This is a genomic window from Modestobacter sp. VKM Ac-2977 (genome assembly GCF_026968045.1).
In the GTDB taxonomy this organism is placed as follows: domain Bacteria; phylum Actinomycetota; class Actinomycetes; order Mycobacteriales; family Geodermatophilaceae; genus Modestobacter.
Map to the genome: position 1 here is coordinate 117213 of NZ_JAPVBQ010000001.1, position 25227 is coordinate 142439.

The window sequence follows — 25227 nt, forward strand, 5'->3', positions numbered from 1 at the left end:
TCCGCACGGTCGTCAGGACATCTGGTAGCGGTTCGCCCGCTTGAAGGTGCCCATGTCGTTGAACCGCACCCCGTTGGCGGCCAGCACCGGGTGGATGTCCCGCTCCATCAGCTGCCGCACGTAGAACGGGTCGGCCACGTAGAAGTGGTGGATCGGGTGGGTGCTGCCGAAGTTCAGGCAGAAGACCTGGAAGGGCACCAGGTACCAGCGGTTGAACACCTGGGTCTGCTGCAGGACGTTGCCCTGCTCGACGTCCCCCTGGTAGTGCATGTTGCTGCTGATGAAGTGCAGGCAGAAGCCGCGCCAGACGTTCGGGCCGACCCAGACGACGGTCAGCACGGTGAGCACCTGCAGCCAGGACGTCGGCACGGCGGCGCCCAGCCAGCTCGCCACGTGCAGGCCGAGGAACGCGTACCAGATGGTGATCGCCACCGGGGTCAGCCCGATGCTGGCCTTGAGGATGGTGCGGCGCCAGAGCGCGTCCTCGGCGTCCTTCGGCCGGGTGGTGACGATCCGGATCAGCGCGGGCACGTAGGGGTCGAGCAGGCTGTAGAGCCGGACTGCGCCCCACGGCTTCCCGTTGGTGATCGACACCTCCTCGATGTCGTCGGGCAGCCCCGAATAGGCGTGGTGCCGCAGGTGCAGCCGGATCCGGTAGACCGGGTTGATCGTGTACGGCCGGATGGCCCAGACGCCGAAGAGCAGCGCGTACCGCACGGCCTTGCGGCGGCGGAAGTAGAGGGCGTGGATCAGGTCGTGCTCCACCTCGTGCCCGACCGCGGCGAAGGCCGCCGACAGCAGCAGGGTCACGTACCAGGGCAGCGCGCCGGTCAGGTAGAGGGCGCCGCTGCCGACGAAGCCGAGGACGGCGACGGAGAAGGCGGTCAGCCCGAGGGCGTCCTGGTGCCGCAGCACCGGGTGGTCGCGCCGCAGCTCCTGCGACCGACGGCGGATCGCGCTGGTGATGACCTTGGTGCGGGCCTTGTCGTCGGGGGAGAGCCCGACGGTGTCGACCGGGATCTCGACGGGGAGGTCGGCGGCGGCGGGGACGGCGATGCCGGTGCCGAAGAGGCCGGCCGGCTCCGGCGACGTCGTCGCGGTGGTGCGGTCGAGCTCGGGTGCGGTGCTCATGCCTGGTGTGTCATCCCTCCGACGGAACGGTCGGGCGGACGCTAACGGAGCGTCACGACCACGACCAGGCCCTGGGATGACGTGGACACGAACGGGTGACCGGCGCGCCCCTCCTGCCCCTCGAGCCCCACGGAGGGGTGGGGTCAGCCGGCCTGGGAGCGCACCGGCAGCACCCGACTGCGCGGCGTGCCCGTCCCGGTGTCGTCCTCCGCGGCGAGCAGCGCCTCGCCCATCACCCGCAGCCCGTCCAGGTCGTGCACGTCCCCGGCCGCGGCCGGCACCGTCCGCACCGGCACCTCCGGGTGGGCGCTGGTGAACCGGTCGGCCAGCCGCTGCTCGCGGGTCGCGACGGTCATCCGATCGGCGTGCACCCGCAGCGCCCCCGCGGCCAGCTTCGACCCTGGGCCCCCCGCCTCGGTGACGGCCTCGGCGGCACCCTCGGCGCGGGTGGCGGACAGGGCCGTGGTGGCCGGCGGGTGGGTGCGGTTGAGCACCAGCCCGGCCAGCGGCATGCCCTCGGTGGAGAGCCGGTCGACGAAGTAGGAGGCTTCACGCAGCGCATCCGGCTCCGGGGCCGCGACGACGACGAACGACGTCCCCGGCTGGCGGAGCAGCTCGTAGGTCGCGTTGGCCCGCTCCCGGAAGCCGCCGAACATGGTGTCGAGGGCGGAGACGAACGCCGAGATGTCGTTGAGCAGCTGGCCGCCCAGGATCTTGCTGATGATCCGGCTGAACAGCAGGAAGCCGGCCCCCACGAACCGGACCCCCGCCCGCCCGCCGGCCCGCGCCGGGGCGGTCAGCAGCCGGATCATCGTGCCGTCGAGGAAGCGGCTCATCCGGTTCGGGGCGTCCAGGAAGTCCAGCGCCGACCGGGACGGCGGGGTGTCGACGATCACCAGGTCCCAGCGGTCGCTGGCCCGCAGCTGCCCGAGCTTCTCCATCGCCATGTACTCCTGCGTGCCGGCGAAGGAGGAGGAGAGCGCCTGGTAGAAGGGGTTCTCGAAGATCACCTGCGCCCGCTCGGGCGTCGAGTGCGCGGAGACGACGTCGTCGAACGTCCGCTTCATGTCCAGCATCATCGCGTGCAGCTCACCCGGGGCACCGGGCGTCTCGACCAGCCGCGGCTCGTTGTCGAGCTCGACCAGGCCCAGCGACTGGGCCAGCCGGCGGGCCGGGTCGATGGTCAGCACGACGACCTCCCGCCCGGCCTCGGCCGCGGCCAGCGCGAGCGCCGCCGAGGTGGTCGTCTTGCCCACGCCACCCGAGCCGCAGCACACGATGATCCGCGTGCTCCGGTCGCTGACCAGCGCGGCCAGGTCCAGGGGCGGTGCGGGGGTGGGCCGCCGCGGCGGCTGGGCGGCGGTCACGCCGCGACCTCGGCGCGCAGGTGCCCGTCGAGCCGATCGGCCAGCTCGAACAGGCAACCCAGGTCGATCGGGGACGACGACAGCGGCAGCTCCACCAGCGGGCGGCCCAGCGCCTCGACGTCCCCGCGCAGCGCGTCCTGGGCGATCCAGCGACGGGCGTGCTCGACCGCCTCGGCGACCAGCCCGTCCGCCAACCCGTCGACCCCGGCCAACTGGGCCGCGGCCAGCGCGGGCACCAGGTCGGCGCCGGTGAGCCGGCCCTCGGCGGTGCGGGCCAGGCTGGCGGCCGGGAGGAGCGGCTCGGTCGCCATGTTGACGATCACCGACCCGACCGGCAGCCCGGCCGCGGTCAGCTCGGTGATCGCGTCGGCGGTCTCCTGCACCGGCATGTCCTCCAGCAGGGTCACCACGTGCACCGCCGTCTGCGGTGAGCGGAACACCGCCATCACCCCGTCGCTCTGTGCCCTGATCGGGCCGGACCGGGCCAGCCCGGCCACCTCGTTGGTCACGTTCAGGAACCGGGTGATCCGGCCGGTCGGTGGTGCGTCGACGACGACGGCGTCGTAGACCAGTCGGCCGTTCTCCCGCCGGGTCACCGCTTCCTTGATCTTCCCGGTCAGCAGCACGTCGCGGAGCCCGGGCGCGATCGCGGTGGCGAAGTCGATCGCGCCCATCTTGCGCAGCGCCCGCCCGGCCCGCTTCAGGTTGTAGAACATGTCGAGGTACTCGAGGAAGGCAGCCTCGACGTCGATCGCCAGTGCCTTCACCTCACCGCCCCCGCGGGCCACGGCGACCCGCCGCTCCTCGTAGGGGAGGGGTGGGGTGTCGAAGAGCTGGGCGATGCCCTGCCGCCCCTCGGTCTCCACCAGCAGCACGTGGCCGCCGTCGGCGGCCAGCGACAGGGCGAGGGCCGCGGCGACCGTCGTCTTCCCGGTGCCGCCCTTCCCGGTGACGACATGGCACCGCACGGGCACCGTTCCTGCGCGCGACGGTTCCCGGTGCACCGGCTCTGAGCTCACCCGCACCAGCCTACGAGCGGTGACCGACTCCGGCGCGTCTCGGCTGCGCTAGCGTCGCGGCATGAGTGATTCGGCCCGTCGGACCTGGGAGTACGCGACCATCCCGCTGCTCACCCACAACACCAAGGCGATCCTGGACTCCTGGGGCGTCGACGGCTGGGAGCTGGTGGCCGTCGTCCCCGGCCCGGGCGGCGGCGACCAGCTGGTGGCCTACCTCAAGCGCCCGACCAGCTGAGGCCACGATGACCACCCCCGTCTCCTGGCACGCCCGGCTCGCCGAGCTGGGTGTCCGGCTCCCCCCGGTGGCCGCGCCGGTCGCCGCTTACGTGCCGGCCATCCGCACCGGTCAGCTGGTCTTCACCTCCGGCCAGCTGCCGTTCGTGGACGGCGGGCTGCGCCGCACCGGCAAGGTCGGCGGTGCCGTCGACATCGAGGACGCCGCAGCCGACGCGAAGGTGTGTGCGCTCAACGCGCTGGCCGCGATCGACGACCTGGTCGGCCTGGACTCCGTGGCCCGGATCGTGCGGGTCGTCGGCTACGTGGCCAGCGCCGAGGGCTTCTCCGGCCAGCCGCGGGTCGTCAACGGCGCCAGCGAGTTCCTCGGCCGCGTCTTCGGTGAGGCAGGGCAGCACGCCCGCAGCGCCGTCGGCGTCGCCGAGCTCCCGATGAACGCCCCCGTCGAGGTCGAGCTCACCGTCGAGCTGAGATGACCGGGCCGGCGCCGATCCGGCAGGCGGCGACGGTGTTGCTGTTGCGGGACGGCGCCGGGGGACCGGAGGTCTACCTGCTCCGGCGCACGCGGGGCATGCCGTTCGCCGGTGGGATGACCGCCTACCCCGGCGGTGGGGTCGACGACCGGGACGGCGACACGGAGCTGGCCTGGGTGGGGCCGCCGCCGGCCCACTGGGCGAGCGCCTTCGGCTGCGACGAACGACTGGCTCGTGAGCTGGTGTGCGCCGCCGTCCGGGAGACGTTCGAGGAGGCCGGCGTCCTGCTGGCCGGTCCGGCGGACGGCTCCGGGGTCGTCGTGCCCGACGTCTCCGGCGACGACTGGGAGGCGCAGCGGCAGGCCCTGATGGCCCACGACCTCTCCCTCGCCGAACTGCTGGCCGGTCGCGGGCTCGCGCTGCGGGCCGACCTGTTGCGGCCGTTCGCGCACTGGATCACCCCGCCACCGGAACGGCGGCGGTACGACACCAAGTTCTTCGCCGCGCTGCTGCCGGTCGGGCAGGAGGCGCGCGACGTGTCCGGCGAGGCGGACGAGGCGGTGTGGACGACGCCGGCCGCCGCGCTCGCCGAACACGCCGCAGGCACCCGGCCGATGCTGCCGCCCACGATCCACACGCTCGGCCAACTGGTGCCCTTCGCCGACGCCGCGGCGACCCTGGCCGGCTCGCCGCCGGCCCCGCTGGAGCCGATCAGTCCCACCTTCGAACAGGGGCCGGACGGGAACTACGCGGTGCTGCCCGACGGCACCCGGATCCGGATGGTCGCGGCTCTGCCTTCGTGATCCTGGCGGATCACACCGCGGCCAGGAGGCGGTGCCGCCTGCGTTGAGCTGTTGGCCGTGGCCCGGTGAGGGACCCTCCGGGCCCCGTCCCCGGGCCACCCCTCGCTTCGCTCGGGTCCGTACCGGTGGTCGCTCGCCTTGGCCTTGACGCGCGAGGGCCCCGTCCGGTGAACCGGACGGGGCCCTCGTCAGCGCGGTGGTGTCAGCGGGCGCGGCGGCGGAGGCGTTCCTCGTCGAGGACCACCACCGACTTGCCCTGCAGCTGGATCCAGCCGCGGTGCACGAAGTCGGCCAGCGCCTTGTTCACCGTCTCGCGGGAGGCGCCCACCAGCTGGGCCAGCTCCTCCTGGGTCAGGTCGTGCTTGACGCGGAGGCCGTCGGTCTCCCGGCTGCCGAAGCGGTCGGCCATCTGCAGCAGCGCCTTGGCCACCCGGCCGGGGACGTCGGTGAAGATGAGGTCGGCGACCGAGTCGTTGGTGCGCCGCAGCCGCCGGGCGAGCACCCGCAGCAGCTGCTCGCCGATCTCCGGGTGGGCGGTGATCCACGGCCGCAGCATGGTGTTCGGCATCTTGGCCAGGCGCACGTCGGTGACGGCGGTGGCGGTCGCGGTGCGCGGCCCCGGGTCGAACACCGAGAGCTCACCGAACTGGTCGGAGGGCCCCATCACGGCGAGGACGTTCTCCCGGCCGTCAGGCGCGCGGCGGGAGATCTTCACCTTGCCGGACAGGACGACGTAGAGGCTGTCGCCCGACTCGCCCTCGTTGAAGACGACCCGGCCGCGGGGCAGCACCACCGTCTCCAGTGCGCTGGCCACCGGCTCGGCAGCATCCTCCGACAGCCCCTGGAAGAGACCGGACTGGGCAAGGACCTCGTCCACGTGCACCTCTCGCAACGTCCTCACGGGTGCGATGGCGACCCGCGTTACTCGGAGAGTCTAGGGCCTGTGGCCCGCCTCACCAGTGCACTCAGTCAGGGACCTGCCCACTCTGAGTGGTTGCGGGGTCGTGACGGCTTCCTGACGTGCAGGTCGTGTGCCTGGAGGTCAGTCCTCGTCGACCGGGTCGATGTCGTCGTCGGCCGGCCCGTGGGCCGACTCGGTCAGCACCGGACGGGGGGCGCTGCGGGCCCGGCCGCGGCGGCGGGCCCGCCAGCGGCTCATCGCGCGACGGATGCCCGAGTTGGCCAGCGTGCCCACCTCGCCCGGGGTGGCGGAGCCGAGGAAGTCCTCGACCTCCCGCTGCGAGGTCGGGCGTCGCAACGGCTCCTCCACCCGCTCCATGACCAGCAGGAACGCGATCAGCAGCGGAGGGAACAGGATGACGATGAGGGCGACCACGAGCACCTCCTCGGGAGGACGCCCCCGGCGGGGAGGCCGGGTGGGGACCAGGTCGTCGAGCGGTCGGGGCGCGCTCCCGGTCACCGGCCGGGTGTGCACCGCCACCGAGTATGACGGGCGGTGGCTGTCAGCGGAGACGCCTACCCTCACACGCGTGTCCCGGCCCGCCACCTCACCCGACGCCCCGCCGGCCTACACGCGGCCGGCGCGCGCCCGCCGCCCCGCACGCGCCGCCCGGCTGGGCGTGTCCCCGTTCGACCCCGAGGAGAGTCCGCTGGCCCGCACTCGCCGGGCGCGGCGGATGGCCCGCGAGCTGGCGGTCATCCACCCCGACGCGCACTGCGAGCTGGACTTCACCACGCCGCTGGAGCTGCTGGTCGCCACCGTCCTGTCCGCGCAGACCACCGACAAGACGGTCAACAAGGTCACCCCGGTGCTGTTCGCCCGGTACCCCGACGCCGCTGCCTACGCCGGGGCCGACCGGGCCGAGCTCGAGGAGGTGCTGAAGCCCACCGGCTTCTTCCGGGCCAAGGCCAACTCGGTGATCGGCCTGGGGCAGGCGCTGGTCGAGCGCTTCGACGGCGAGGTGCCCGGCCGGCTGGCCGACCTGGTGACCCTGCCCGGGGTCGGCCGCAAGACCGCCAACGTGGTCCTCGGCAACGCCTTCGGCGTGCCGGGCCTCACCGTCGACACCCACTTCGGCCGGCTGGTCCGCCGGTTCGGCTGGACCGCGGAGGAGGACCCGGTCAAGGTCGAGGCCGAGATCGCGGAGGTCATCCCCAAGAAGGAGTGGACGATGTTCTCCCACCGGGTGATCTTCCACGGCCGGCGGGTCTGTCACGCCAAGAAGCCGGCCTGCGGTGCCTGCGGTCTGGCGGCCTGGTGCCCGTCCTACGGGGTCGGCCCGCTCGACCCCGAGGCCGCGGCCAAGCTGGTCAAGACCCCGGCCGCCTCGGACACCGAGTGAGCCGCGCACTGCGCTCCCTCGGCGCACTCGGCCTGCTGGTGGGCGTGCTCACCGGGTGCACGTCCGAGGACGCCGCGACCGAGGAGACCGTCGCGTCCCCGGCCGGCAGCGACGTGGGCACGGTGGAGACCGACCTCGAGCCGTGCCCGGAGCAGGCCGACGTCCCGGCCGCCGACAGCGACCTGCCGGCCACCGTCTTCGACTGCTTCGGCGGCGGCACCCTCGACCTCAGCCGCGCTCCCGGCGTGCCCACGGTGCTCAACCTGTGGGCCAGCTGGTGCGGCCCGTGCCGGGAGGAGCTGCCGCTGGTCCAGCAGCTCGCCGACGCCGCCGGTGACCAGGTGCGGGTGCTGGGCGTGGTCTCCGTGGACCGGGTGCCCGCGGCGGCCGCCTTCGCCGACGACGCCGGGGTGACCTTCCCCAGCGCGTTCGACGCCGACGGCGAGGTGATGGCCGGCATGGGGGTCAACAACCTCCCGTACACCCTCTTCCTGGCCGCCGACGGGTCGGTCGCCCACGTCCAGGTCGGCCCGGTGCACTCGCTGGAGGAGTTCGAGGGGCTCGTGGCCGAACACCTCGGGGTGCAGCTGTGACGGTCTCCGCCGCAGAGCTCGAGGAGCTCCCCGAGCACCTGCAGCGGCTGGTGGCCAACGCCGGGCAGCTGCCGCTGTGGCACCGGCACGGCCAGGCCTCCGACAGTGCGCGTCGCTCGGCGGTGCTCATCCTCTTCGGCGAGGGCCCGGCCGGGCCCGACGTGCTGCTGATCGAGAAGTCGGCGCACCTGCGCAGCCACGCCGGCCAGCCCGCCTTCCCCGGGGGCGGCGCCGACCCGGGCGACGACTACCCGGTGGGGACGGCGCTGCGCGAGGCCCACGAGGAGGCCGGCGTCGACCCGGCCGGCGTGCGCGTGCTGGCCACCCTGCCCGCGCTGTTCCTCGGCCCGTCGGACAACCTCGTCGTCCCGGTGCTGGGCTGGTGGGACGACCCCCGCGACGTCACCACCGGCGACCCGCGGGAGGTGGCGCGGGTGGCCCGGGTGCCGCTGAGCGAGCTGGTCGACCCGGCGAACCGCTTCCGCGTCCGGCACCCCGCCGGCTACGTCGGCCCGGCGTTCGGGGTGGCCGACATGGTCGTCTGGGGCTTCACGGCGGCCCTGCTGGACGCCGTCCTGGAGGCCGCCGGGCTGCACCAGCCGTGGGACGACGGTGACGTGCGCCCCCTCGCCGTCCCGCCGGTGCGGCCCGGCGACGTGCCGGTGGAGCCGGTCGACTCCGACGTCGCCGACCGCGCCGCGCCGACGGTGGCCGAGGACGCCGGGCAGAGCAGCTCCGCGCGTACCGTTCCTGGGCGATGACCACGGCCCCCTCGGGCGCCGGAGGCGTACGACGCCACCGGCCCGCCCGCCCGCTGCCCGGCCCGCTGCTGGCCCTCACCCTCGCCTCGGCCCTGCTCGCGGGCTGCAGCAACTCCCAGCCGGTGCAACCGGAGGTGACCCGCGTCGCCAGCGCCGAGGCCGGGACGGTGCGCACCGCCGCCGACGGCGTCCAGGAGATCACCGTGGAGACCGGCGACGACTACGAGTTCACCCCCGACACCTTCACCGTGGCCCCCGGCGAGGTGCGGCTGACGCTGCTCAACTCGGGGGAGCAGATGACCCACAACCTCCTGTTCACCGAGGGGGCGGGCCCGACCGAGATCACCGAGCAGATCCCGGTGCTCGGCCCAGGGCTGAGCGAGACGATCGAGTTCACCGTCACCGAGCCCGGCGAGTACCCCTTCGAGTGCAGCTTCCACGTGGCACTGGGCCAGGTCGGCACGATGACGGTGAGCTCCCCGGGATGACGGTGCAGGGAACGGGCGGGCTCGCGATCGACCGGGGGCGCTGAGCGATGTCCCTGGTCGACCTGACCCTCATCGTGCTCGCACTCGTCTTCGCGCTGTCCGGGTTCCGGCAGGGCCTGATCATCTCCGCCACCTCGTTCGTGGGGTTCTTCGGCGGTGCCGTGATCGGCGCCCAGCTCTCCGGCCCGATCGCCGACGACCTGGCCAACTCCTCGGTGACCCGGGTGTTCGTCGCCCTCGTCGTCGTCCTGGCCGGCGCGCTGATCGGCCAGCTGCTGGCCGGGCTGATCGGCCGAGCCGTGCGCAGGTGGGTCACCTGGGAGCCGGCCAAGGTCGTCGACTCGGTGGCCGGGGCGGTGGTCTCCGCCCTCGCCGTCCTGCTCGTCGCGTGGATGGTGGCCATCCCGCTGGCCAGCTCCCCGTTCCCCGGCGTGGCCGGCCAGGTGCGCCAGTCGTCACTCGTCCAGGCCGTCGACCGCACCGTGCCCGACGAGGTCCGCACCCTCTACGACTCGCTGCGCGAGGCGATCGACCGGCAGGGCCTGCCCGACGTCCTGGACCCGCTGACCCCCACCCAGGCACGCGACGTCCCGGCACCGGACCAGGCGTTGCTGGCCAGCCCGGTGGTCGACCAGGTGCGGGGCTCGGTGGTGCAGATCCGGGGGATCGCGGCCTCCTGCTCCCGGCAGATCGACGGCTCCGGCTTCGTCTTCGCCGAGGACCGGGTGATGACCAACGCCCACGTGCTGGCCGGGGTCACGGATCCGAAGGTCATCGCGGAGGGTGAGTCCTACGACGCCGTCACCGTGTACGTCGACGAGCCCACCGACGTCGCCGTGCTGGCCGTCCCCGGGCTCCCGCAGGAGCCGCTGGACTTCGCCGACGTACCCGTCGACACCGGCGCGGACGCGATCGTCATGGGCTACCCCGGCGGCGGGCCCTTCTACGTCGGACCGGCGCGGGTGCGCGACCGCGGGGACATCAGCGGCCCGGACTTCCGGGCCACCCGCACCGTGCAGCGCGACGTCTACGCCCTCTACGGGCAGGTGCGGGCGGGCAACTCCGGCGGCCCGCTGCTGGCGGCCGACGGATCGGTGCTCGGCGTGGTCTTCGCCTCGGCGATCGACGACCCCGAGACCGGCTACGCGCTGACCGCCGAGGAGGTGTCCGAGGCCGTGACGGTCGGTGGGGCGGCGGTCGCCGAGGTCGACACCGGCGCCTGCGAGTGAGAGTCGAAGGACCCCGCTGCCCCTCACCACTCGCGAGCTCGCGGCGGGACCCTGCAGCGGGGCCGTTCCAGTGGGCTACCTCGCCCAGGCGGCGATGGCGGCGGTGACCTCGTCGGGGGCCTCCTCGTGCGGGAAGTGCCCTACGCCGGGGAGCTCCCGCCACTCGTAGGCGCCGGCCACGTAGCGGCCCGACCCGCGTGCGGTCGAGGGCAGCACCGCACGGTCGAGTGCCCCGTGCAGTTGGAGGGTGGGGGCGGTGACGGGTGCGGCCATCCGCCGGGCGAAGCGCCACCCGTCCGGGCGCAGCTGCGAGCGACCGGCCCAGCGGTAGTACTCCATCGCCCCGTAGGCCGCCTGGGGGATGCGGCTGGCCGACCGGTACCGGCCGACGGCCTCGGCGAAGTCGGCCGTGTGCACCCAGGAGGGGCCGGCCCAACGGCGCATCAACTCGGCCACCGGGTCGTCGTCGGGCCGGGTCAGGCGCCGTTCGGGCAGCCGGGGGAGCTGGAAGGGCAGCGCATAGGCCAGGGCCCGCCGCTGCCGGGGGTCGGAGACCGAGCTGCGCAGCCGACGGGGGTGCGCGGCTGACACGACGACGAGACTGCGCACGCTCCGGGGGTGCAGCGCGGCCATGGTCCAGGCGACCAGACCGCCCCAGTCGGCGCCGACGACCACCGCCTCCTCCTCGCCGAGCGCGCGCACCACTGCGGCGGCGTCGGCGGCGGCGGTCGGCAGGTCGTACCCCCGGGGCGGCTTGTCGCTGGCCCCGTAGCCCCGCAGGTCGGGGGCGACCACCCGGAGCCCGGCGGCGGCCAGCCCGGTCAGCTGGTGCCGCCAGGACCACCAGAACTGCGGGAACCCGTGCAGCAGCAGCACCAGCGGGCCGCTGCCGGCCTCGGCGGCGTGCAGCCGGACGCCGTTGGCCGAGACGTCCCGGTGCGCCCACGGCCCCGGGAGCAGGACGCTGGTGGCGTCGGGCTGCTCCTCGGGCACCGTCACGGCCGCCGCCGGGCGTTGCTCGGCTCCGGGCGCCACACGGTCGCCGCGCCCGGTGAGGCGGCGGGCCCGCTCTCGCGGGTTCAGCGCAGCGGGGCGTGCGCGTCCTGGCGGACGACCTGGCCGTTCCGCACGGTCGGCAGGTCGTGGGTCCGCCGGCCGGGGGCCTCGCGACGCATCACGTCGGGGAGGTCCTGCAGCGTCTCGATGGTGCGCTCGGGCTTCTTGATCTTCTTGACCAGTCGCCAGCCCACCAGGCCGACGATCGCCGCCACCAGGACCAGCAGGGCGAACACGATGAGGAACGCCGCCCACCGGGGGAGCCAGACCGCGAGCAGTTCGGCGAGGAAGAAGAAGAAGAAGAAACCGGCGAAGGCCAGCATCACGCCGGCTGCGGCGAACGCGGCGGCGCCGGCCCCACCCCGCTTGACCGAGGTGCCGATCTCGGCCTTGGCGAGCTCGATCTCGCTGCGCACGAGGGTGGACACGTCGGCCATGGCGCTCTTGGCGAGCGTGCCGACCGAGGGCTCGGCAGGCCCGGCGGGACGACCTGCGAGCGGGGTCGCCCCGGCGGGACGACCCGCCGGCGGAGTCGTCGAGACACTGTGGGCCACGGATGGCTCCTCCCTGGTCGGTGCCGATCGGACGACGCGGCACGGTGCTGTCCCGGTGATCGTGCCGCATGCGCGTTCCGGCCGCCGTCCCGGATGCCCCGAAGGGGTCCCCGGGGGTGCGTCGTGCACCCCCCGGGGACCCCCTCAGGTCGATCCCCGGACAGCCCCTCGCAGAGGCCCGCCGCGACCGTGCGAACGGCGAGGTCGGGCCCCGTCCAGGGGCCCGGCCCGAGCTCGCGAGGGTCGGGGAGGACGGGCTCCTTCCTCAGTCCTCGCTGGGGGCGGCGGGGAGCTTGGAGCTGATCAGGTCCATCACCGAGGAGTCCGTCAGGGTGCTGACGTCGCCCAGCTCCCGGTTCTCCGCGATGTCCCGGAGCAGCCGGCGCATGATCTTCCCCGAGCGGGTCTTGGGCAGCTCGGCGACGACCATGATCTGGCGCGGGCTGGCGATCGGCCCGATCTCCTTGCGGACGTGCTGGCGCAGCACCTTCACCAGGTCCTCGCCGGAGTCGACGGCGTCCCCGCGCAGGATGACGAACGCCACGATGCCCTGCCCGGTGGTGGGGTCGGTCGCGCCGACGACCGCTGCCTCGGCCACCGTCGGATGGCTGACCAGCGCGGACTCCACCTCCGTGGTGGAGATGCGGTGCCCGGAGACGTTCATGACGTCGTCGACCCGGCCGAGCAGCCAGATGTCGCCGTCCTCGTCGAGCTTGGCGCCGTCGCCGGCGAAGTAGATCCCTTGGCCGTACCGGCTCCAGTAGGTGTCCTTGTAGCGCTCGTCGTCGCCCCAGATGGTGCGCAGCATCGCCGGCCAGGGCTCGGTGAGCACCAGGTAACCGGTGGCGCCGGGCTCGATCGGCTTGCCCTCCTCGTCGACCACGCTGGCCGCGATGCCCGGGAACGGGCGCTGGGCGGAACCCGGCTTCAGGGTGGTCGTGCCCGGCAGCGGGGTGATCATGTGGCCGCCGGTCTCGGTCTGCCACCAGGTGTCCACGATCGGGCAGCGGCTGCCGCCGATGTTCTTGTGGTACCAGAGCCAGGCCTCGGGGTTGATCGGCTCACCGACCGAGCCGAGCAGTCGCAGCGAGGAGAGGTCGAAGCCGGCCGGGACGTCGTCGCCCCACTTCATGAAGGTGCGGATCGTGGTCGGGGCGGTGTACAGGATCGTGACCCCGTACTCCTGCACGATCTCCCACCAGCGGCCCCGGTGCGGGGTCTCCGGGGTGCCCTCGTACATCACCGAGGTCGCCCGGTTGGCCAGCGGCCCGTAGACGATGTAGCTGTGCCCGGTGACCCAGCCGACGTCGGCCGCGGTCCAGAAGACGTCGGTGTCGGGCTTGAGGTCGAAGGTCGCCCAGTGGGTGTACGAGACCTGGGTGAGGTAGCCGCCCGAGGTGTGCAGGATCCCCTTGGGCTTCGCGGTCGTGCCCGAGGTGTACATGATGTAGAGCGGGTGCTCGGCGTCGAAGGCCTCCGCCTCGTGCTCGGCCGACTGACCGGCGACCAGCTCGTGCCACCAGACGTCGCGGCCCTCGGTCCACTCGACGTCGGTCTCGGTGCGCTTGACCACGAGCACGCTGCGCACGCCCTCGGTCTTGGTCAGCGCCTCGTCGACGTTCGGCTTGAGCGGGCTGGGCGCACCCCGCCGGTACCCGCCGTCGGCGGTGATGACCACCTTGGCGTCGGCGTCGGTGATCCGGCTGGCCAGGGCGTCGGGGGAGAAGCCGCCGAAGACCACCATGTGGACGGCGCCGATGCGGGCGCAGGCCAGCATCGAGATCACCGCCTCCGGGATCATCGGCAGGTAGATCGCCACCCGGTCACCGGCGGTCACCCCGAGCTCGGTGAGCGCGTTCGCCGTGCGGCAGACCTCGTCCTTGAGCTGGGCGTAGGTCAGCGTGCGGGTGTCGCCGGGCTCGCCGACCCAGTGGTAGGCCACCTGGTCGCCGTGGCCGGCGTCGACGTGCCGGTCGACGCAGTTGACCGCGACGTTGAGCTTTCCGCCGACGAACCACTTGGCGAACGGCGGGTTGCTCCAGTCCAGCGCCTGCTCCCAGGGCTCCGCCCAGTCCAGGCGGCGGGCAGCGTCCTCCCAGAAGCCGATCCGGTCGGCGGCAGCACGCTCGTGGACGTCGGGTCCGGCGTTCGCGGCCGCGGCCAGCTCGGCCGGGGGCGGGAAGCCACCCTCGGGCAGTTGGTCGGACAGGGCCTGGTCAGTCGTCTCACTCATGCGCACCTCCGTGGTCGGGCGCCGCCTGGACTTCGCGGCGCTGCCTCAGTGCACAACCTATGGCCCCGGTCACCCTGTCGTCAGGTCAGTGCCGCACGCGGTCGGCACGAGGTGGGCAGACTGGGCGGGTGAGCGACGACGGTGCCCAGGCGCTGGTGGTGTCCCGGCTGCCCGGGGCCGCCGCCCTGGGGCTGCTCGCCCCGCCGTCGGCGGCCGTCGTCCCGGGGCCACTGCTGGCCGACCCGGGATGGACGGCGCAGCTGCTCACCACCCGCGCCGTACGGCAGCGGACCGATGACCGGCGGGTGCTGGCCACCGTGTGGTGGTACTCGCTGTCCAGCGTGCTCCTCACCCCCGTGCTGGCCGGGCTGGTGACCGGCGTGGGCCTCTCCGCACGGCTGGTGGACACCACGGTGCACGCGCTGGCCGGTGGGGTGCCGGTCGCGGCGACCACCCGTGGGGGCTCGGGCCCGGACCTGGCCGGCGACCTGCGGACGACGATCGACGCGGTCGTGGCCGCGGTGGCCGAGGCCGGCGGGACCCGGGAGCGGCCGCTGTGGGCGATCGCGACCGACTCGCTGGCCAACCGGCTGCTCGCCCTCGGCCGCGCGGTCGGCGACGTCGCCACGGTGACCGCGCTGGCGGGGCCGCTGGCCGCCGCGATCGGGGCGCCGCTGCCGGTGCCGCGCTACGTTGACGTCGGCCGGCCCGACGGCGGCGCGACCCGGTTCACCCGGCGTGCCTCCTGCTGCCTGCTCTACCGGGTGCCGCACGAGGTGCTCTGCACCTCGTGCCCGCGCCGGGACCCCGGGGAGCGTCAGGTGCTGCTCGAGGACCTGGCCGAGCGGATGTGACCGGTACGGGGGCGCCACGCGGCGCCCCCGTACCGCTGATCAGCAGGCGCCGACGTCGTAGACGCGCAGCGGCACCGTGAAGCGGCAGCCGTACTGCGGGTCGGCGACCACCTCGGCGTCCAGCACGTCGTCGCCGGCCGGCCGCACGCCGTCCTCGACCCAGGCGACCAGGTCGGTGAACGCCTGCTGGTACTCCTGCGCGCTGAAGTCGCAGTGCGCGACGGAACGGATGGCCCGCTGCACGAGCAGGTCGCTGTTCCCCCGGGCCGCGGCGTCGCGGGCGTACTCCTGCTCCATGCTGAACGGCACGAACAGGTCGCCCAAGCCGTGCAGCGAGAGCACGGGGACGTCGAAGCGCCCGTCGATGGTGGGCACCCCGGAGAGGCCGTTGCTGCCGCGGTCGGCCCGCACCCGGAGGACCTCCTCGTTGAGCGCCTGCTCCTCGGCCGTCAGCTGCGGGTCGCCGTCCAGCTGGTAGACGGTGTCGGCGTTGCCGCCGACGGCGCCGCGCTCCTCCCCGAGGCCCGGGAAGACCGGGTACACGGTGAAGAGGAAGTCGGCGAAGGCGCTGAACCCCAGCTCGAACAGCGGCCGGTCCCCGCCGGTCCGCTGCTCGGTCAGGGCGCGCAGGTCCTCGCCGGCCTCGGTGAGCACGTACGGGTAGGGGGTGCCCAGCTCCGCCTTCATCTCCGGCACGGTGGTGGTCAGGTAGTCGGCCGGTGCCGGGTAGACCGGCGGGGTGTCGGTGAGCGCCTGCGCGGCGGCGTTGTAGTCCAGGAACGTGTCGAACAGCCGCCGGTCGCCCATCACGCCGCAGGCCGGCAGCGCGCCGTCGTAGGCGTTCGGGTACTGCTCGATGCTCACCCCGGTGACGTGCCCGCCCATCGAGACCCCGGACAGGTAGGTCAGGTCGGCCTTGCCCACGGTCTTCTCGAAGTACTTCAGCAACCGGTGGGTGCTCTTCACCCCGGAGACGACGTCGTACCCGTTCTCGGTGTAGCTGGAGGCGGCCCAGGCGTAGCCCTCGTCGACCAGGTGCTGCCGGAGGCCCTCGGGTGGGGAGTCGACGGTCAGGGTGGGGCCGGTGCCGCGGTACCCGTGCGCCCACATCACCAGGTCGCCGTTCCAGTCCGCCGGCACCTCGATCCGGTAGCCGGCGTCCTTGAGCACGCCCCAGCTGCGGGTGGTGGTGGTGCCCGGCAGCGCATCGAACGGCAGTGAGGCCTCGTCGACGACGTACTCGATCTCGGGCGACTGCGGGTACTGGGGGGTGGGCTGGTGCTTCGGTTGCGCACCGGCTGGGCCGGCGAGCACGGTGCTGACCAGGGCCAGCGCCATCGGCGCGAGCAGCAGTCGGGTGGGGCGGTGCATGAGGTCCTCCGGGGACGTCGTCGTTGACGGTGACCGGACGCTAGCCGTGCGTGTTGTGGATCACACGGGCGGGTCGGCTGCTCAGCCGGAGGCGGACCGGGGTCCTGCGGTCAGTCCACCTGGACCCGGCGGACCCAGCGCGCGATCTGCTCGGCGGTCTCCTCGGTGCGGGTCAGGGCCACCATGTGGCCGGCGCCGGGCAGCTGGACCAGCTCGCCGTCGGAGAGCTCCGGCATCAGCTCGTCGATCTCCTCCTGCGGCACCTCCGGGTCCAGCTCCCCGTGCACCACGAGGGTGGGGACGGTCAGCGCCGAGGCGTACCGGACGCCGTTGGTGCTGACGCTGGCCAGCGTGGTGCGGGCCAGCGGCACCCGCCGGCTGCCCATGAAGTCCTCCCGCACCTGGGCGACCGCGGCCTTCGGCGCACCCGGCTCGAAGGCGAACTTCCGCACCAGGTGGTCGGCCAGCGGCTCGATCGGCTTCACCCGGTTGGCGACCAGGGCCACCAGGCGCAGGGCGTGCAGCCAGACCCGGCGGAGCAGGCGGCGGGCCACCGGCGGCAGGTCACGGGCGAGCCCGGGGAAGGTGACGCCGGAGCCGCCCGAGCCGGCGAACACCACCGCACCGATGCGGTCCAGCCCGAGGTCCCGGGCGTGCACCACGATGATGCCGCCGCCGAGGCTGCTGCCGACCACCACCGCCTGCTGCCCGTCGGGCACCACCTCGGCGAGCACGGCGGCCAGGTCCTGGGCGTGCGCCTCCAGGCTGTAGTCGTCGGCGGGGGCGTTGCCGCTGCGGCCGTGTCCCCGCAGGTCGTACTGGACCACCCGGTGGCGGTCGGCGAGCAGTTCGGGGACGCGGCCCCAGGAGTCGGTGGTCATGCCCAGGCCGTTGACGAGCACGACGATCGGGCCGTCGGCCGGGCCACGGGTGCGCAGGGTCAGGACGGTGGCATCGGAGGAGACGACGTAGGACACCGAGGAACGGTACGTCGGCCGCGTCCCGTGCGCTCAGCGATCAGCCGGCGCCGAGGGCCACCACGTCACCGACCACCCACACGGCGGGCGGGCGGACGCCCTCGTCGGCGATGGTCCTCCCCAGCCCGGCGAGGGTGGTGCGCAGGGTGCGCTGGGCGGGGGTGGCGCCGTCGCTGACCACGGCGACCGGTGTCTCCGGGGCCCGGCCGTGCTCGACCAGGGCGGCGGAGATCGCCGGGGCGGTGTCCACCCCCATCAGCACCACGACGGTGCCACGCAGCCGGCCCAGCGCCGCCCAGTCGACGAGCGACGCCGGGTGCCCCGGCGGCACGTGCCCGGAGACGACGACGAACTCGTGCGTCAGCCCGCGGTGGGTGACCGGGACGCCGGCCAGGCCGGGGACGGCGATGGCACTGGTCACCCCGGGCACGACCTCGACCGGCACGCCGGCCGCGGTGCACGCCTCGAGCTCCTCGAAGCCGCGGCCGAAGACGAACGGGTCGCCGCCCTTGAGCCGCACCACCCGGCGACCGGCCAGCGCGTGGGACACCAGCAGCTCGTTGATCTGCTCCTGCGCCATCGAGCGCCCGCGCGGCAGCTTGGAGGCGTCGATGACCAGGACGTCGGCGGGCAGCGAGGCGAGCAGCCCCTGCGGGGCGAGGTGGTCGGCGACGACGACGTCGGCCGTGGCGACCGCCTGCCGACCGCGCACCGTCACCAGGCCGGGATCGCCCGGCCCGCCGCCCACCAGGACGACGCTGCCGGCGGCCACCGAGGGGGTGCGGGAGGCGCGGTCGGCGATGGAGCCGTCGGTCAGCCCGGTCAGCACCGCGTCCCGGACGCCGATGGCCCGCTGCGGGTCACCGCCGCCGTGCACGCCGATGACGAGGTCGCCCTGCCGGCCGACCGCCGGGGTCCACACGCTGGAGGCGCCGCGATCGTCGGCGCGCGCGCAGAACACCCGGTCACGCTCGGCCTCGGCGGCGACGGCGGCGTTCACGGCCGGGTCGTCGGTGGCGGCCACGGCGTACCAGGCGCCGGCCAGGTCACCGTCGACCCAGCGCCGCGGGTGCCAGGTGACCGAACCGGGCGCGACGAGCGCCTCGAGGGCCGGGGTGACGTCCGGGCTGACCACGGTGACCTTCGCGCCGGCCTCCAGGAGGCCGGCGACGCGGCGGTGCGCGACCTGGCCCCCGCCGACGACGACGACGCGGCGCCCGGTCAGGCGCAGACCCACCGGGTAGACGGTGCCCGAGGCCGGAGATGCAGTCACTTCTCGGTCACTCCGGCGGAGTCGAAGGTGGCGACGTCGCGCAGCGCGCGGGCCGCGCTGGCCACCAGCGGCAGGCTCAGCAGGGCGCCGGTGCCCTCCCCGAGCCGCAGGTCCAGCCCGAGCAGCGGGCGCAGGCCCAGTGCACGCAGGGCCAGGCCGTGTCCCGGCTCGGCCGACGTGTGACCGGCGAGCGCGTGTTCCAGGGCAGCCGGGCACAGGGCCGCGGCGACGAGGGCGGCTGAGCCGGCGATCACGCCGTCCAGCAGCACCGGCACCCGGGCGGCCGCCGCGCCGAGCACGAAGCCGGCCAGCGCGGCGTGCTCCAGCCCGCCGAGCTCGGCCAGCGCGGCGAGCGCTGCCTCGGGTGTGGCCGGGCGGCCCGCTACGCGGGCCACCGCGCGGGTGACCACCTCGATCTTGCGGGCCAGCGTGGGGTCGTCGATGCCGGTGCCGCGGCCGGTCGCCTCGACCGGGGCGGCGCCGGTGAACGCGCAGACCAGGGCCGCGGAGGCGGTGGTGTTGCCGATCCCCATGTCTCCGGTGACCAGGCAGCCGTGGTCGGCGGCGAGCGTCGTCGCCACCTCGATGCCGACCTCGACCGCCTGCCGGGCCTCGGTGAGGGTCATCGCCGGGCCGCGGGAGAGGTCGGCGGTGCCGCGGCGGACGTTGCGCTCCAGCAGGCCTGCGGCGGGGCCGACCGGGGAGGCCACCCCGACGTCGACCACGACCACGTCGGCGCCCAGCTGTGCGGCGAAGGCGTTGACCACCGCACCGCCGGCGGCGAGGTTCGCCACCATCTGCGCGGTGACCTCCTGTGGCCACGGGGTGACCCCCTGGGCGTGCACCCCGTGGTCGCCGGCGAAGACCGCGACCGCGGCCGGCTCGGGCAGCGGGGGCGGGCACGCCCCGGCGGTGCCGGCCAGCTGCGCGGCGACGTCCTCGAGCACCCCGAGGGAGCCGGGGGGCTTGGTCATCCGGTCCAGGCGCTCCCGAGCGGCCCGCTCGGTGGTGCTGTCCCGCGGGGTGATGGCCGCGATGGTCGCACCCAGCAGCGTGCCGGCGAAGGGGGTCGGGTCGGTGCTCAGCGGACCTCCTCGGTCGTGTCGATCGGGTCAAGGGTCTCAGCCAGGGCCGACGCGAACGCACGCGAGGTCTCCGGGTCGCGGACGGCGACCCGCAGGTGGTCACTGGTCAGGCCGGGGAACGTGTCGCCCCGGCGCACCGCCCAACCGCGGTCGCGCAGCCGCTGGCGCACCTGCGCACCGCCGGGCACGCGCAGCAGCAGGAACGACGACCGCGGCTCGGCCACGACCTGCACCCCCGCGGGCAGCGCGGCGACCAGCGCGGCCCGGTGCTCGGCGAGCCGGTGCGCCACCTCCTCGGCCTCGGCCCGGGCGGCCGGGCCGAGGCAGGCGGCCAGCGCGGCCAGCGCCGGGGTCGAGACCGGCCAGTGCGGTTGCTGCGCGGCCAGCGCGGCGACCAGGTCGGCCGGGCCCAGGGCGTAGCCGACCCGCAGCCCGGCCAGGCCCCAGGTCTTCGTCAGGCTGCGCACCACGAGCAGGCCGGGCAGGTCGCTGCGGCCGGTCAGCGACTCCGGCTCGCCGGGCACGGTGTCGGCGAACGCCTCGTCGACGAGCAGCACCCGCCCGGGGCGGGTCAGCGCGGCGAGGTCGGCGGCGGGGTGCAGCACCGAGGTCGGGTTCGTCGGGTTGCCGACGACGACGAGGTCGGCGTCGGCCGGGACTGCCGCCGGGTCCAGCCGGTACCCCGGCCCGGGCAGCACGAGCCGCTCCACCGGGTGGCCCGCGGCGCGCAGGGCGGCCTCGGGCTCGGTGAAGGACGGGTGGACGACGACCGCCCGGCGGGGGCGCAGCGCCCGCGCGACCAGCGTGAACGTCTCGGCCGCGCCGGCGGTGAGCAGCACCTCGGCGGGGTCGCGGTGGTGCGCGGCGGCGACCGCGGCGCGGGCCGGGCGCGGGTCGGGGTAGCCGGCGCTGGCCTCGACCGCCTCGTGCAGCACGGTGCGCAGCCAGGGCGGGGGCGCGTCGGCGCGGACGTTCACCGCGAGGTCGACCAGGCCGGGGGCGACCTCGACGTCGCCGTGATGCCGGAGGTCGACGTCGTCGACGTCGGGGGAGACGGCCACCGCGACCGTGACCCGGCCGTGCACCCTCTTGCTGACGACGAGCCGCCCACCTCCGAGCAGCGCCGCCGCCTCGGCCACCGACGCCGTGCCGACGGCGGCGGCGACCCGCGCCGACGGGGTGGGCACCGGGACGGCGGCCAGGGCCGCGGCCGGGTGCCCGGTCAGCAGCCAGCCGCGGCGCGCCGCCGCCTCGCGTACCCCCGGCTCGGCGGCCCGGACGTCCAGCGTGGCCAGTCGGACCGGGCCCTCCGGGGCCGGCAGCACGGCGTCGACGGCGGACAGCACCTCCTCGGCGGTCGCCCCGGTGGTGACGCCCACGCCGACGGTGGTCCCCGGAGCGGTCACGTGCGCACGCCGGGGCGGTCGGGGAGGGCGGCCAGCAGCGCGTCGGCGTCGCGGGGGAGGACGCCGTCGGGCAGCAGCCCGAGGGCCTGCAGCCGGGCGCCGACGCTGAGCGCCCACGGGCGGTCCAGCCGGGCCCGGGTCAGCAGCGCGTCGTCGCCCAGGACGACGTCCGGTGCGCCCTGCACCACCCCGCCGTCCACCACGACGGCGACCTCGTCGGCCCAGCGCAGTGCCAGGTCGACGTCGTGGGTGCTCATCACGATCGTCGAGTCGGCCTCCTGCAGCCGGGCGAGGGCGGCCAGTGCCTCGCCGACCGCGGTCGGGTCGAGCCCGGCGGTCGGCTCGTCGAGCATCAGCACGCAGGGCCGCATGGCGACCGCGCCGGCGATCGCCACCCGCTTCCGCTCGCCGTAGGAGAGCTGGTGCGTCGGGCGGCCTGCCAGGTGCGCCACGGCGAGCAGCTCCAGCGCCTCGGTGACCCGCGCCCGTACCTCGTCGTCGGGCAGACCGAGGTTCACCGGCCCGAAGGAGACGTCCTGGGCGACCGAGGCGCTGAACAGCTGGTCGTCGGGGTCCTGCAGCACCAGCTGCACCGCCTGCCGGTGGGCGCGCAGTCCTGAGCGGGTGTGGTGCAGTTCGGCGCCATCCAGGGTGATCCGGCCGCGCACCGGTGCCAGCCCGCCGGACAGGCAGCGCAGCAGCGTCGTCTTGCCCGACCCGTTCGCGCCCAGCAGCGCGAGCCGGCGGCCGGGCGGCACGGTCAGCGAGGCACCGTCCAGCACCCGGGCGCCCCGCTCGTACCCGGCGACCAGGCCCTCGGCCGCCAGCGTCAGGTGGCTCATGCCAGCACGCCCACGGTGACCAGGGCGGCCAGCCCGACGACGGTGCTCGCGACGAACCGGGGGGAGGAGGGCAGCACCTCCGGCAGCACCCGCAGCCCGGTCTCCATGCCGCGGCCGGCCAGCCCGTCGGACAGCCGCCGGGCCCGGTCCCAGGAGCGGGTCAGCACCGCGGCGGCCAGCATCCCCGACGAGCGGTACGAGTTCCGGATGCCCGCGTGCCCCATCCGGGCGGCCTGCGCCTCGCGGATCGTGGACAGGCTGGTGAGCAGCACGAACAGCATCCGGTAGGTCACCGAGGCCACCTCGACCACGGCGTCGGGCACCCGCATCCGGTGCAGCGCCGGCAGCAGGTCCGACATCGGCGTCGTCGTCGCCAGCAGGAGCACCGCCGCGCTGCCGGCGACCGCGTGCCCGACCAGGCCGCCCGCCCGGGTGACGGCGTCCGGAGCCCAGCCGAGGCCGCCGTCCCCGACCTGGACCACGGCCGTGACCGCGCCGATCAGGATGAACGCCAGCGGCAGCCGCACCGCGCGGCCGAACGTGCGCGCCGGCACCCGGGCCGGGCCCAGCGCCAGGACGACGGCGGCCAGCCCGACCAGCAGGCTCCCCGGCCAGGCCGGCAGCACCAGCGCGGCGAGCACCAGCCCTCCGCTGAGCAGCAGCTTGTCGGCGGGGGAGCGCAGCCGCCAGGCACTGGCCCAGGCGGCGTCGTCGATCGCCAGCCCGGTCACGGCGCCACGGGGGGCGTGGCTGCCTCCTCCGCCGTCCGGCGCTGTCGCTCCGCCGTCCGCCGGCCCTTCAGCCGGCCGAGCACGTAGCCCAGCACGCCGCCGCCCAGTGCCGCCTGCATCGCGAACAGTCCGGACTCGATCTCGGCGGAGCCGGGGGAGAAGACCGACTCGAACCACGGCTCGTAGCCGTCGTCGGAGTCCTCGATGAGCTCGGTGGCCTGGCTGTCCGTGCCGGCGTACTCGCTGCCGCCGTCGAGCAGCAGCGGGGTGGCGAACAGGGCGATCACGGCCAGCACCAGCAGTGCGGTGACCAGGTGCCGCCTCATCGCTCACCACCTGCCGTGGACTCGGCCACCGGGGCCGGATCGGGTCCCGGCGTGCGGCGGAGGACGCCGAGGCGCTCCAGCTCGGGGCGGGCGTTGACCACCAGCACCCGGAACAGCAGGACGCCGAGCAGGCCCTCGCCGATCGCCAGCGGCACCTGGGTGAACGCGAAGACGGACAGGAACTTCGCGGCCGCCCCGGCGAAGCCGCTGGCTGCGTCGGGGTGTGCCCAGGCCAGCTGCAGCGCCGTCGTCACGTAGGTGGCCAGGTCGGCCACGGCCATCGCGGCGAAGACCCCGGGGAGCAGACCGCCCCCACTGCGCCGGACCAGCCGGTAGACGGCGTAGCCGGCCCAGGGACCGACCACCGCCATCGAGAAGGCGTTGGCGCCCAGGGTGGTCAGCCCGCCGTGCGCCAGCAGCAGCGCCTGGAACAGCAGCACCACCGTGCCGAGCAGGGCCATCGCCGGTGGTCGGAACAGGACGGCGCCCAGCCCGGTGCCGGTCGGGTGGCTGGAGCTGCCGGTGATCGAGGGCAGCTTGATCGCGCTCAGCACGAAGGTGAACGCCCCGGCAGCGCCGAGCAGCAGGGTCGACTCCGGGTTCTCGCGCACCTCCGTGACCACGGCCCGGGCGCCGTGGACGACGAACGGGGCGGCGGCGATCGTCCAGCCGATGGCGTGCGCGGGTGGCAGGAAGCCCTCAGCGATGTGCATGCCCGACCTCCTGGGGGACCCGCGCGGCGGCGGCGACGAAGCGGGTGGCCATCCCGGGGGACCCGGCCCAGTTCAGGTGCAGGTAGGAGGCGTGCACGTTGCCGGTCACGAAGCCCTCCGGCCCGTCGGCGTTCCACTGCCAGGCGGGGGTCGCCCCGGCGGCCGGACCGGCGGTGGTGCGGTGGAACTCGTGCCCGCGCACCCGGGTGCCGGCCGGGGCCAGCACGCTGTCGGTGAGCGCCACCGCCGCGCGGTAGCCCAGCGTGAGCCGGGGGTGCATCGCCGTCGTCGTCGGCAGCACACCGCACATCGGCTCGCCGTCCAGCTCCTGGGAGAGGTACAGCAGCCCGGCGCACTCCGCGGCGATCGGGCCGCCGCGGGCGGCGAGGTCGGCGATCGCCGTCCGCAGGCCGACGTTGGCGCTGAGCGCGCTGGCGTGCACCTCGGGGAAGCCGCCGCCGACGACCAGCGCCCGGGTGCCCTCGGGGAGTGCGTCGTCCCGCAGCGGGTCGACGGTCACCACCTCGGCGCCGGCCGCGGTGAGCAGCTCGGCGGTCTCGGCGTAGCCGAAGGTGAAGGCCGGCCCGCCGGCCACCGCGACGACCGGGCGGCCCTCGACCGGGGTCACCTCGGCGGCCGGGTCCCAGGGCTCGCCGGTGAGGTCCGGCGCGGTGCGGGCCAGCCGCAGGACGGCGTCCAGGTCGATGCTGGACTCGACGACCGCGCCCAGCGCACGCACCGTGCGCACCGCCTCCGCCGACCGCTCGGCGGCCGGCACCAGGCCCAGGTGCCGGGACGGCGTCTGCAGCTCCGCGATCCGGCGGACCGCGCCGAGCACCGGCACCCCGGCCGTGCCCAGCGCCTCGCGCAGGATCGCCTCGTGCCGGTCGCTGCCGACCCGGTTGAGGACGACGCCGCCGATCCGCACCGTGGGGTCGAAGGTGGCGAACCCGTGCACCAGTGCGGCCACGCTGCGGGCCTGGGACGCTGCGTCGACGACCAGCACCACCGGGGCCTGCAGGTGGGCGGCGACCTGGGCGGTGGAGCCGTAGCCGGGCTCGACGCTGGCGTGCGCGGCGCCGTCGAACAGCCCCATCACGCCCTCGACCACCGCGACGTCGGCGCCCCGCGAGCCGTGCAGGAACAGCGGGGTGATCCGGTCGTCGCCGACCAGCCACGTGTCCAGGTTGCGACCCGGGCGGCCGGCGGCGAGCCCGTGGTAGCCCGGGTCGATGTAGTCGGGGCCGACCTTGTGCGGGCTCACGGTGAGCCCGCGATTGGTCAGCGCGGCGATCAGGCCGGTGGTGATCGACGTCTTCCCGGCGTTCGACGACGGCGCCGCCACCACGATCCGCGGGATGCGGTGGGTGCTCATCGCCCGGCGCTCGTGGCGACTGTGCAGTTG

At 74.8% G+C, this 25227-nt stretch carries 27 protein-coding genes; 9 read left to right on the top strand and 18 right to left on the bottom strand.

Annotated features, from left to right (window positions below):
* Positions 1-12 precede the first annotated feature (12 nt).
* The 3 genes from O2V63_RS00555 to O2V63_RS00565 all read right to left on the bottom strand — a co-directional run bounded on the left by O2V63_RS00555 (position 13) and on the right by O2V63_RS00565 (position 3466).
* Positions 13-1131 (bottom strand): fatty acid desaturase, encoded by a 1119-nt coding sequence (locus tag O2V63_RS00555; RefSeq protein WP_269165635.1) that lies wholly within the window; start codon positions 1129-1131, stop codon positions 13-15.
* A gap of 143 nt (positions 1132-1274) precedes the next feature.
* Positions 1275-2498: an ArsA family ATPase gene (locus O2V63_RS00560; RefSeq protein WP_269165636.1), complete on the bottom strand. Its 1224-nt coding sequence runs from the start codon at positions 2496-2498 to the stop codon at positions 1275-1277.
* Positions 2495-3466, bottom strand: a complete 972-nt coding sequence (locus tag O2V63_RS00565) for an ArsA-related P-loop ATPase (protein ID WP_269165637.1) — start codon at positions 3464-3466, stop codon at positions 2495-2497. The genes O2V63_RS00560 and O2V63_RS00565 overlap by 4 nt, the downstream gene beginning before the upstream one ends.
* A gap of 112 nt (positions 3467-3578) precedes the next feature.
* On the opposite strand from O2V63_RS00565, the gene O2V63_RS00570 reads away from it, so the two are divergent.
* The 3 genes from O2V63_RS00570 to O2V63_RS00580 are packed head-to-tail and all read left to right on the top strand — an operon-like array spanning position 3579 to position 5027.
* Complete coding sequence (locus O2V63_RS00570; protein WP_164700913.1) at positions 3579-3752, top strand: hypothetical protein; 174 nt, start codon at positions 3579-3581, stop codon at positions 3750-3752.
* Positions 3753-3759: 7 nt separating this feature from the next.
* The gene (locus O2V63_RS00575) at positions 3760-4227 is read left to right on the top strand and encodes a RidA family protein (protein ID WP_269161326.1); all 468 of its coding nucleotides are present in this window, start codon (positions 3760-3762) and stop codon (positions 4225-4227) included.
* Positions 4224-5027 (top strand): NUDIX hydrolase, encoded by an 804-nt coding sequence (locus tag O2V63_RS00580; protein ID WP_269165638.1) that lies wholly within the window; start codon positions 4224-4226, stop codon positions 5025-5027. Before O2V63_RS00575 ends, O2V63_RS00580 begins: the two co-directional genes overlap by 4 nt.
* A gap of 202 nt (positions 5028-5229) precedes the next feature.
* On the opposite strand, the gene O2V63_RS00585 is transcribed toward O2V63_RS00580, so the two are convergent.
* Both O2V63_RS00585 and O2V63_RS00590 read right to left on the bottom strand, forming a co-directional pair.
* Positions 5230-5904 (bottom strand): Crp/Fnr family transcriptional regulator, encoded by a 675-nt coding sequence (locus O2V63_RS00585; protein ID WP_036335203.1) that lies wholly within the window; start codon positions 5902-5904, stop codon positions 5230-5232.
* 165 nt (positions 5905-6069) lie between these two features.
* Positions 6070-6363 carry a hypothetical protein gene (locus tag O2V63_RS00590; protein ID WP_269165639.1) on the bottom strand — a complete coding sequence of 98 codons (294 nt, stop codon included), beginning with the start codon at positions 6361-6363 and terminating at the stop codon, positions 6070-6072.
* A 154-nt stretch (positions 6364-6517) separates the two neighbouring features.
* Between O2V63_RS00590 and nth the strand changes: the two genes are divergently transcribed.
* From nth to O2V63_RS00615, 5 genes are read left to right on the top strand one after another with little or no spacing between them, the layout of a single operon-like run.
* On the top strand, positions 6518-7330 hold the full coding sequence (gene nth, locus O2V63_RS00595; protein ID WP_164700915.1) for an endonuclease III: 813 nt from the start codon (positions 6518-6520) through the stop codon (positions 7328-7330).
* Positions 7327-7923 (top strand): TlpA family protein disulfide reductase, encoded by a 597-nt coding sequence (locus tag O2V63_RS00600; protein ID WP_269165640.1) that lies wholly within the window; start codon positions 7327-7329, stop codon positions 7921-7923. The genes nth and O2V63_RS00600 overlap by 4 nt, the downstream gene beginning before the upstream one ends.
* Entirely contained in the window at positions 7920-8684 is a 765-nt protein-coding gene (locus O2V63_RS00605) for an NUDIX hydrolase (RefSeq protein WP_269165641.1), read from the top strand. The genes O2V63_RS00600 and O2V63_RS00605 overlap by 4 nt, the downstream gene beginning before the upstream one ends.
* Entirely contained in the window at positions 8681-9172 is a 492-nt protein-coding gene (locus O2V63_RS00610) for a plastocyanin/azurin family copper-binding protein (protein ID WP_269165642.1), read from the top strand. Before O2V63_RS00605 ends, O2V63_RS00610 begins: the two co-directional genes overlap by 4 nt.
* Before the next feature lie 47 nt (positions 9173-9219).
* A complete protein-coding gene (locus O2V63_RS00615; RefSeq protein ID WP_269165643.1) occupies positions 9220-10401 on the top strand; it encodes a MarP family serine protease in 1182 nt (393 codons plus the stop codon).
* Between the two features lie 75 nt (positions 10402-10476).
* Here the strand turns inward: O2V63_RS00615 and O2V63_RS00620 are convergent, their stop codons facing one another.
* The 3 genes from O2V63_RS00620 to acs all read right to left on the bottom strand — a co-directional run bounded on the left by O2V63_RS00620 (position 10477) and on the right by acs (position 14244).
* Complete coding sequence (locus tag O2V63_RS00620; RefSeq protein WP_269165644.1) at positions 10477-11400, bottom strand: alpha/beta fold hydrolase; 924 nt, start codon at positions 11398-11400, stop codon at positions 10477-10479.
* 80 nt (positions 11401-11480) lie between these two features.
* On the bottom strand, positions 11481-12011 hold the full coding sequence (locus tag O2V63_RS00625; protein WP_269165645.1) for a phage holin family protein: 531 nt from the start codon (positions 12009-12011) through the stop codon (positions 11481-11483).
* 265 nt (positions 12012-12276) lie between these two features.
* Positions 12277-14244 carry an acetate--CoA ligase gene (acs, locus tag O2V63_RS00630; protein ID WP_269165646.1) on the bottom strand — a complete coding sequence of 656 codons (1968 nt, stop codon included), beginning with the start codon at positions 14242-14244 and terminating at the stop codon, positions 12277-12279.
* A gap of 128 nt (positions 14245-14372) precedes the next feature.
* Here acs and O2V63_RS00635 point away from each other — a divergent pair, with 128 nt between their 5' ends.
* A complete protein-coding gene (locus O2V63_RS00635) occupies positions 14373-15098 on the top strand; it encodes a (2Fe-2S)-binding protein (protein ID WP_269165647.1) in 726 nt (241 codons plus the stop codon).
* 39 nt (positions 15099-15137) lie between these two features.
* On the opposite strand, the gene O2V63_RS00640 is transcribed toward O2V63_RS00635, so the two are convergent.
* From O2V63_RS00640 to O2V63_RS00685, 10 genes are all read right to left on the bottom strand, one after another.
* Positions 15138-16469, bottom strand: a complete 1332-nt coding sequence (locus O2V63_RS00640; RefSeq protein ID WP_269165648.1) for an esterase — start codon at positions 16467-16469, stop codon at positions 15138-15140.
* A gap of 110 nt (positions 16470-16579) precedes the next feature.
* Positions 16580-17446 (bottom strand): alpha/beta fold hydrolase, encoded by an 867-nt coding sequence (locus O2V63_RS00645; RefSeq protein WP_269165649.1) that lies wholly within the window; start codon positions 17444-17446, stop codon positions 16580-16582.
* A gap of 40 nt (positions 17447-17486) precedes the next feature.
* Positions 17487-18683 (bottom strand): uroporphyrinogen-III C-methyltransferase, encoded by a 1197-nt coding sequence (gene cobA / locus O2V63_RS00650; RefSeq protein WP_269165650.1) that lies wholly within the window; start codon positions 18681-18683, stop codon positions 17487-17489.
* Between the two features lie 32 nt (positions 18684-18715).
* On the bottom strand, positions 18716-19804 hold the full coding sequence (gene cobT, locus O2V63_RS00655) for a nicotinate-nucleotide--dimethylbenzimidazole phosphoribosyltransferase (protein WP_269166931.1): 1089 nt from the start codon (positions 19802-19804) through the stop codon (positions 18716-18718).
* The gene (gene cobC, locus O2V63_RS00660; RefSeq protein WP_269165651.1) at positions 19801-21210 is read right to left on the bottom strand and encodes an Rv2231c family pyridoxal phosphate-dependent protein CobC; all 1410 of its coding nucleotides are present in this window, start codon (positions 21208-21210) and stop codon (positions 19801-19803) included. The genes cobT and cobC overlap by 4 nt, the downstream gene beginning before the upstream one ends.
* On the bottom strand, positions 21207-22052 hold the full coding sequence (locus O2V63_RS00665) for an energy-coupling factor ABC transporter ATP-binding protein (RefSeq protein ID WP_269165652.1): 846 nt from the start codon (positions 22050-22052) through the stop codon (positions 21207-21209). Before O2V63_RS00665 ends, cobC begins: the two co-directional genes overlap by 4 nt.
* Complete coding sequence (cbiQ, locus tag O2V63_RS00670) at positions 22049-22783, bottom strand: cobalt ECF transporter T component CbiQ (RefSeq protein ID WP_269165653.1); 735 nt, start codon at positions 22781-22783, stop codon at positions 22049-22051. Before cbiQ ends, O2V63_RS00665 begins: the two co-directional genes overlap by 4 nt.
* Positions 22780-23109 carry an energy-coupling factor ABC transporter substrate-binding protein gene (locus O2V63_RS00675; protein ID WP_269165654.1) on the bottom strand — a complete coding sequence of 110 codons (330 nt, stop codon included), beginning with the start codon at positions 23107-23109 and terminating at the stop codon, positions 22780-22782. The genes cbiQ and O2V63_RS00675 overlap by 4 nt, the downstream gene beginning before the upstream one ends.
* Entirely contained in the window at positions 23106-23822 is a 717-nt protein-coding gene (locus O2V63_RS00680; RefSeq protein WP_269165655.1) for an energy-coupling factor ABC transporter permease, read from the bottom strand. Before O2V63_RS00680 ends, O2V63_RS00675 begins: the two co-directional genes overlap by 4 nt.
* Complete coding sequence (locus O2V63_RS00685; RefSeq protein WP_269165656.1) at positions 23809-25197, bottom strand: cobyrinate a,c-diamide synthase; 1389 nt, start codon at positions 25195-25197, stop codon at positions 23809-23811. Before O2V63_RS00685 ends, O2V63_RS00680 begins: the two co-directional genes overlap by 14 nt.
* Positions 25198-25227 lie beyond the last annotated feature (30 nt).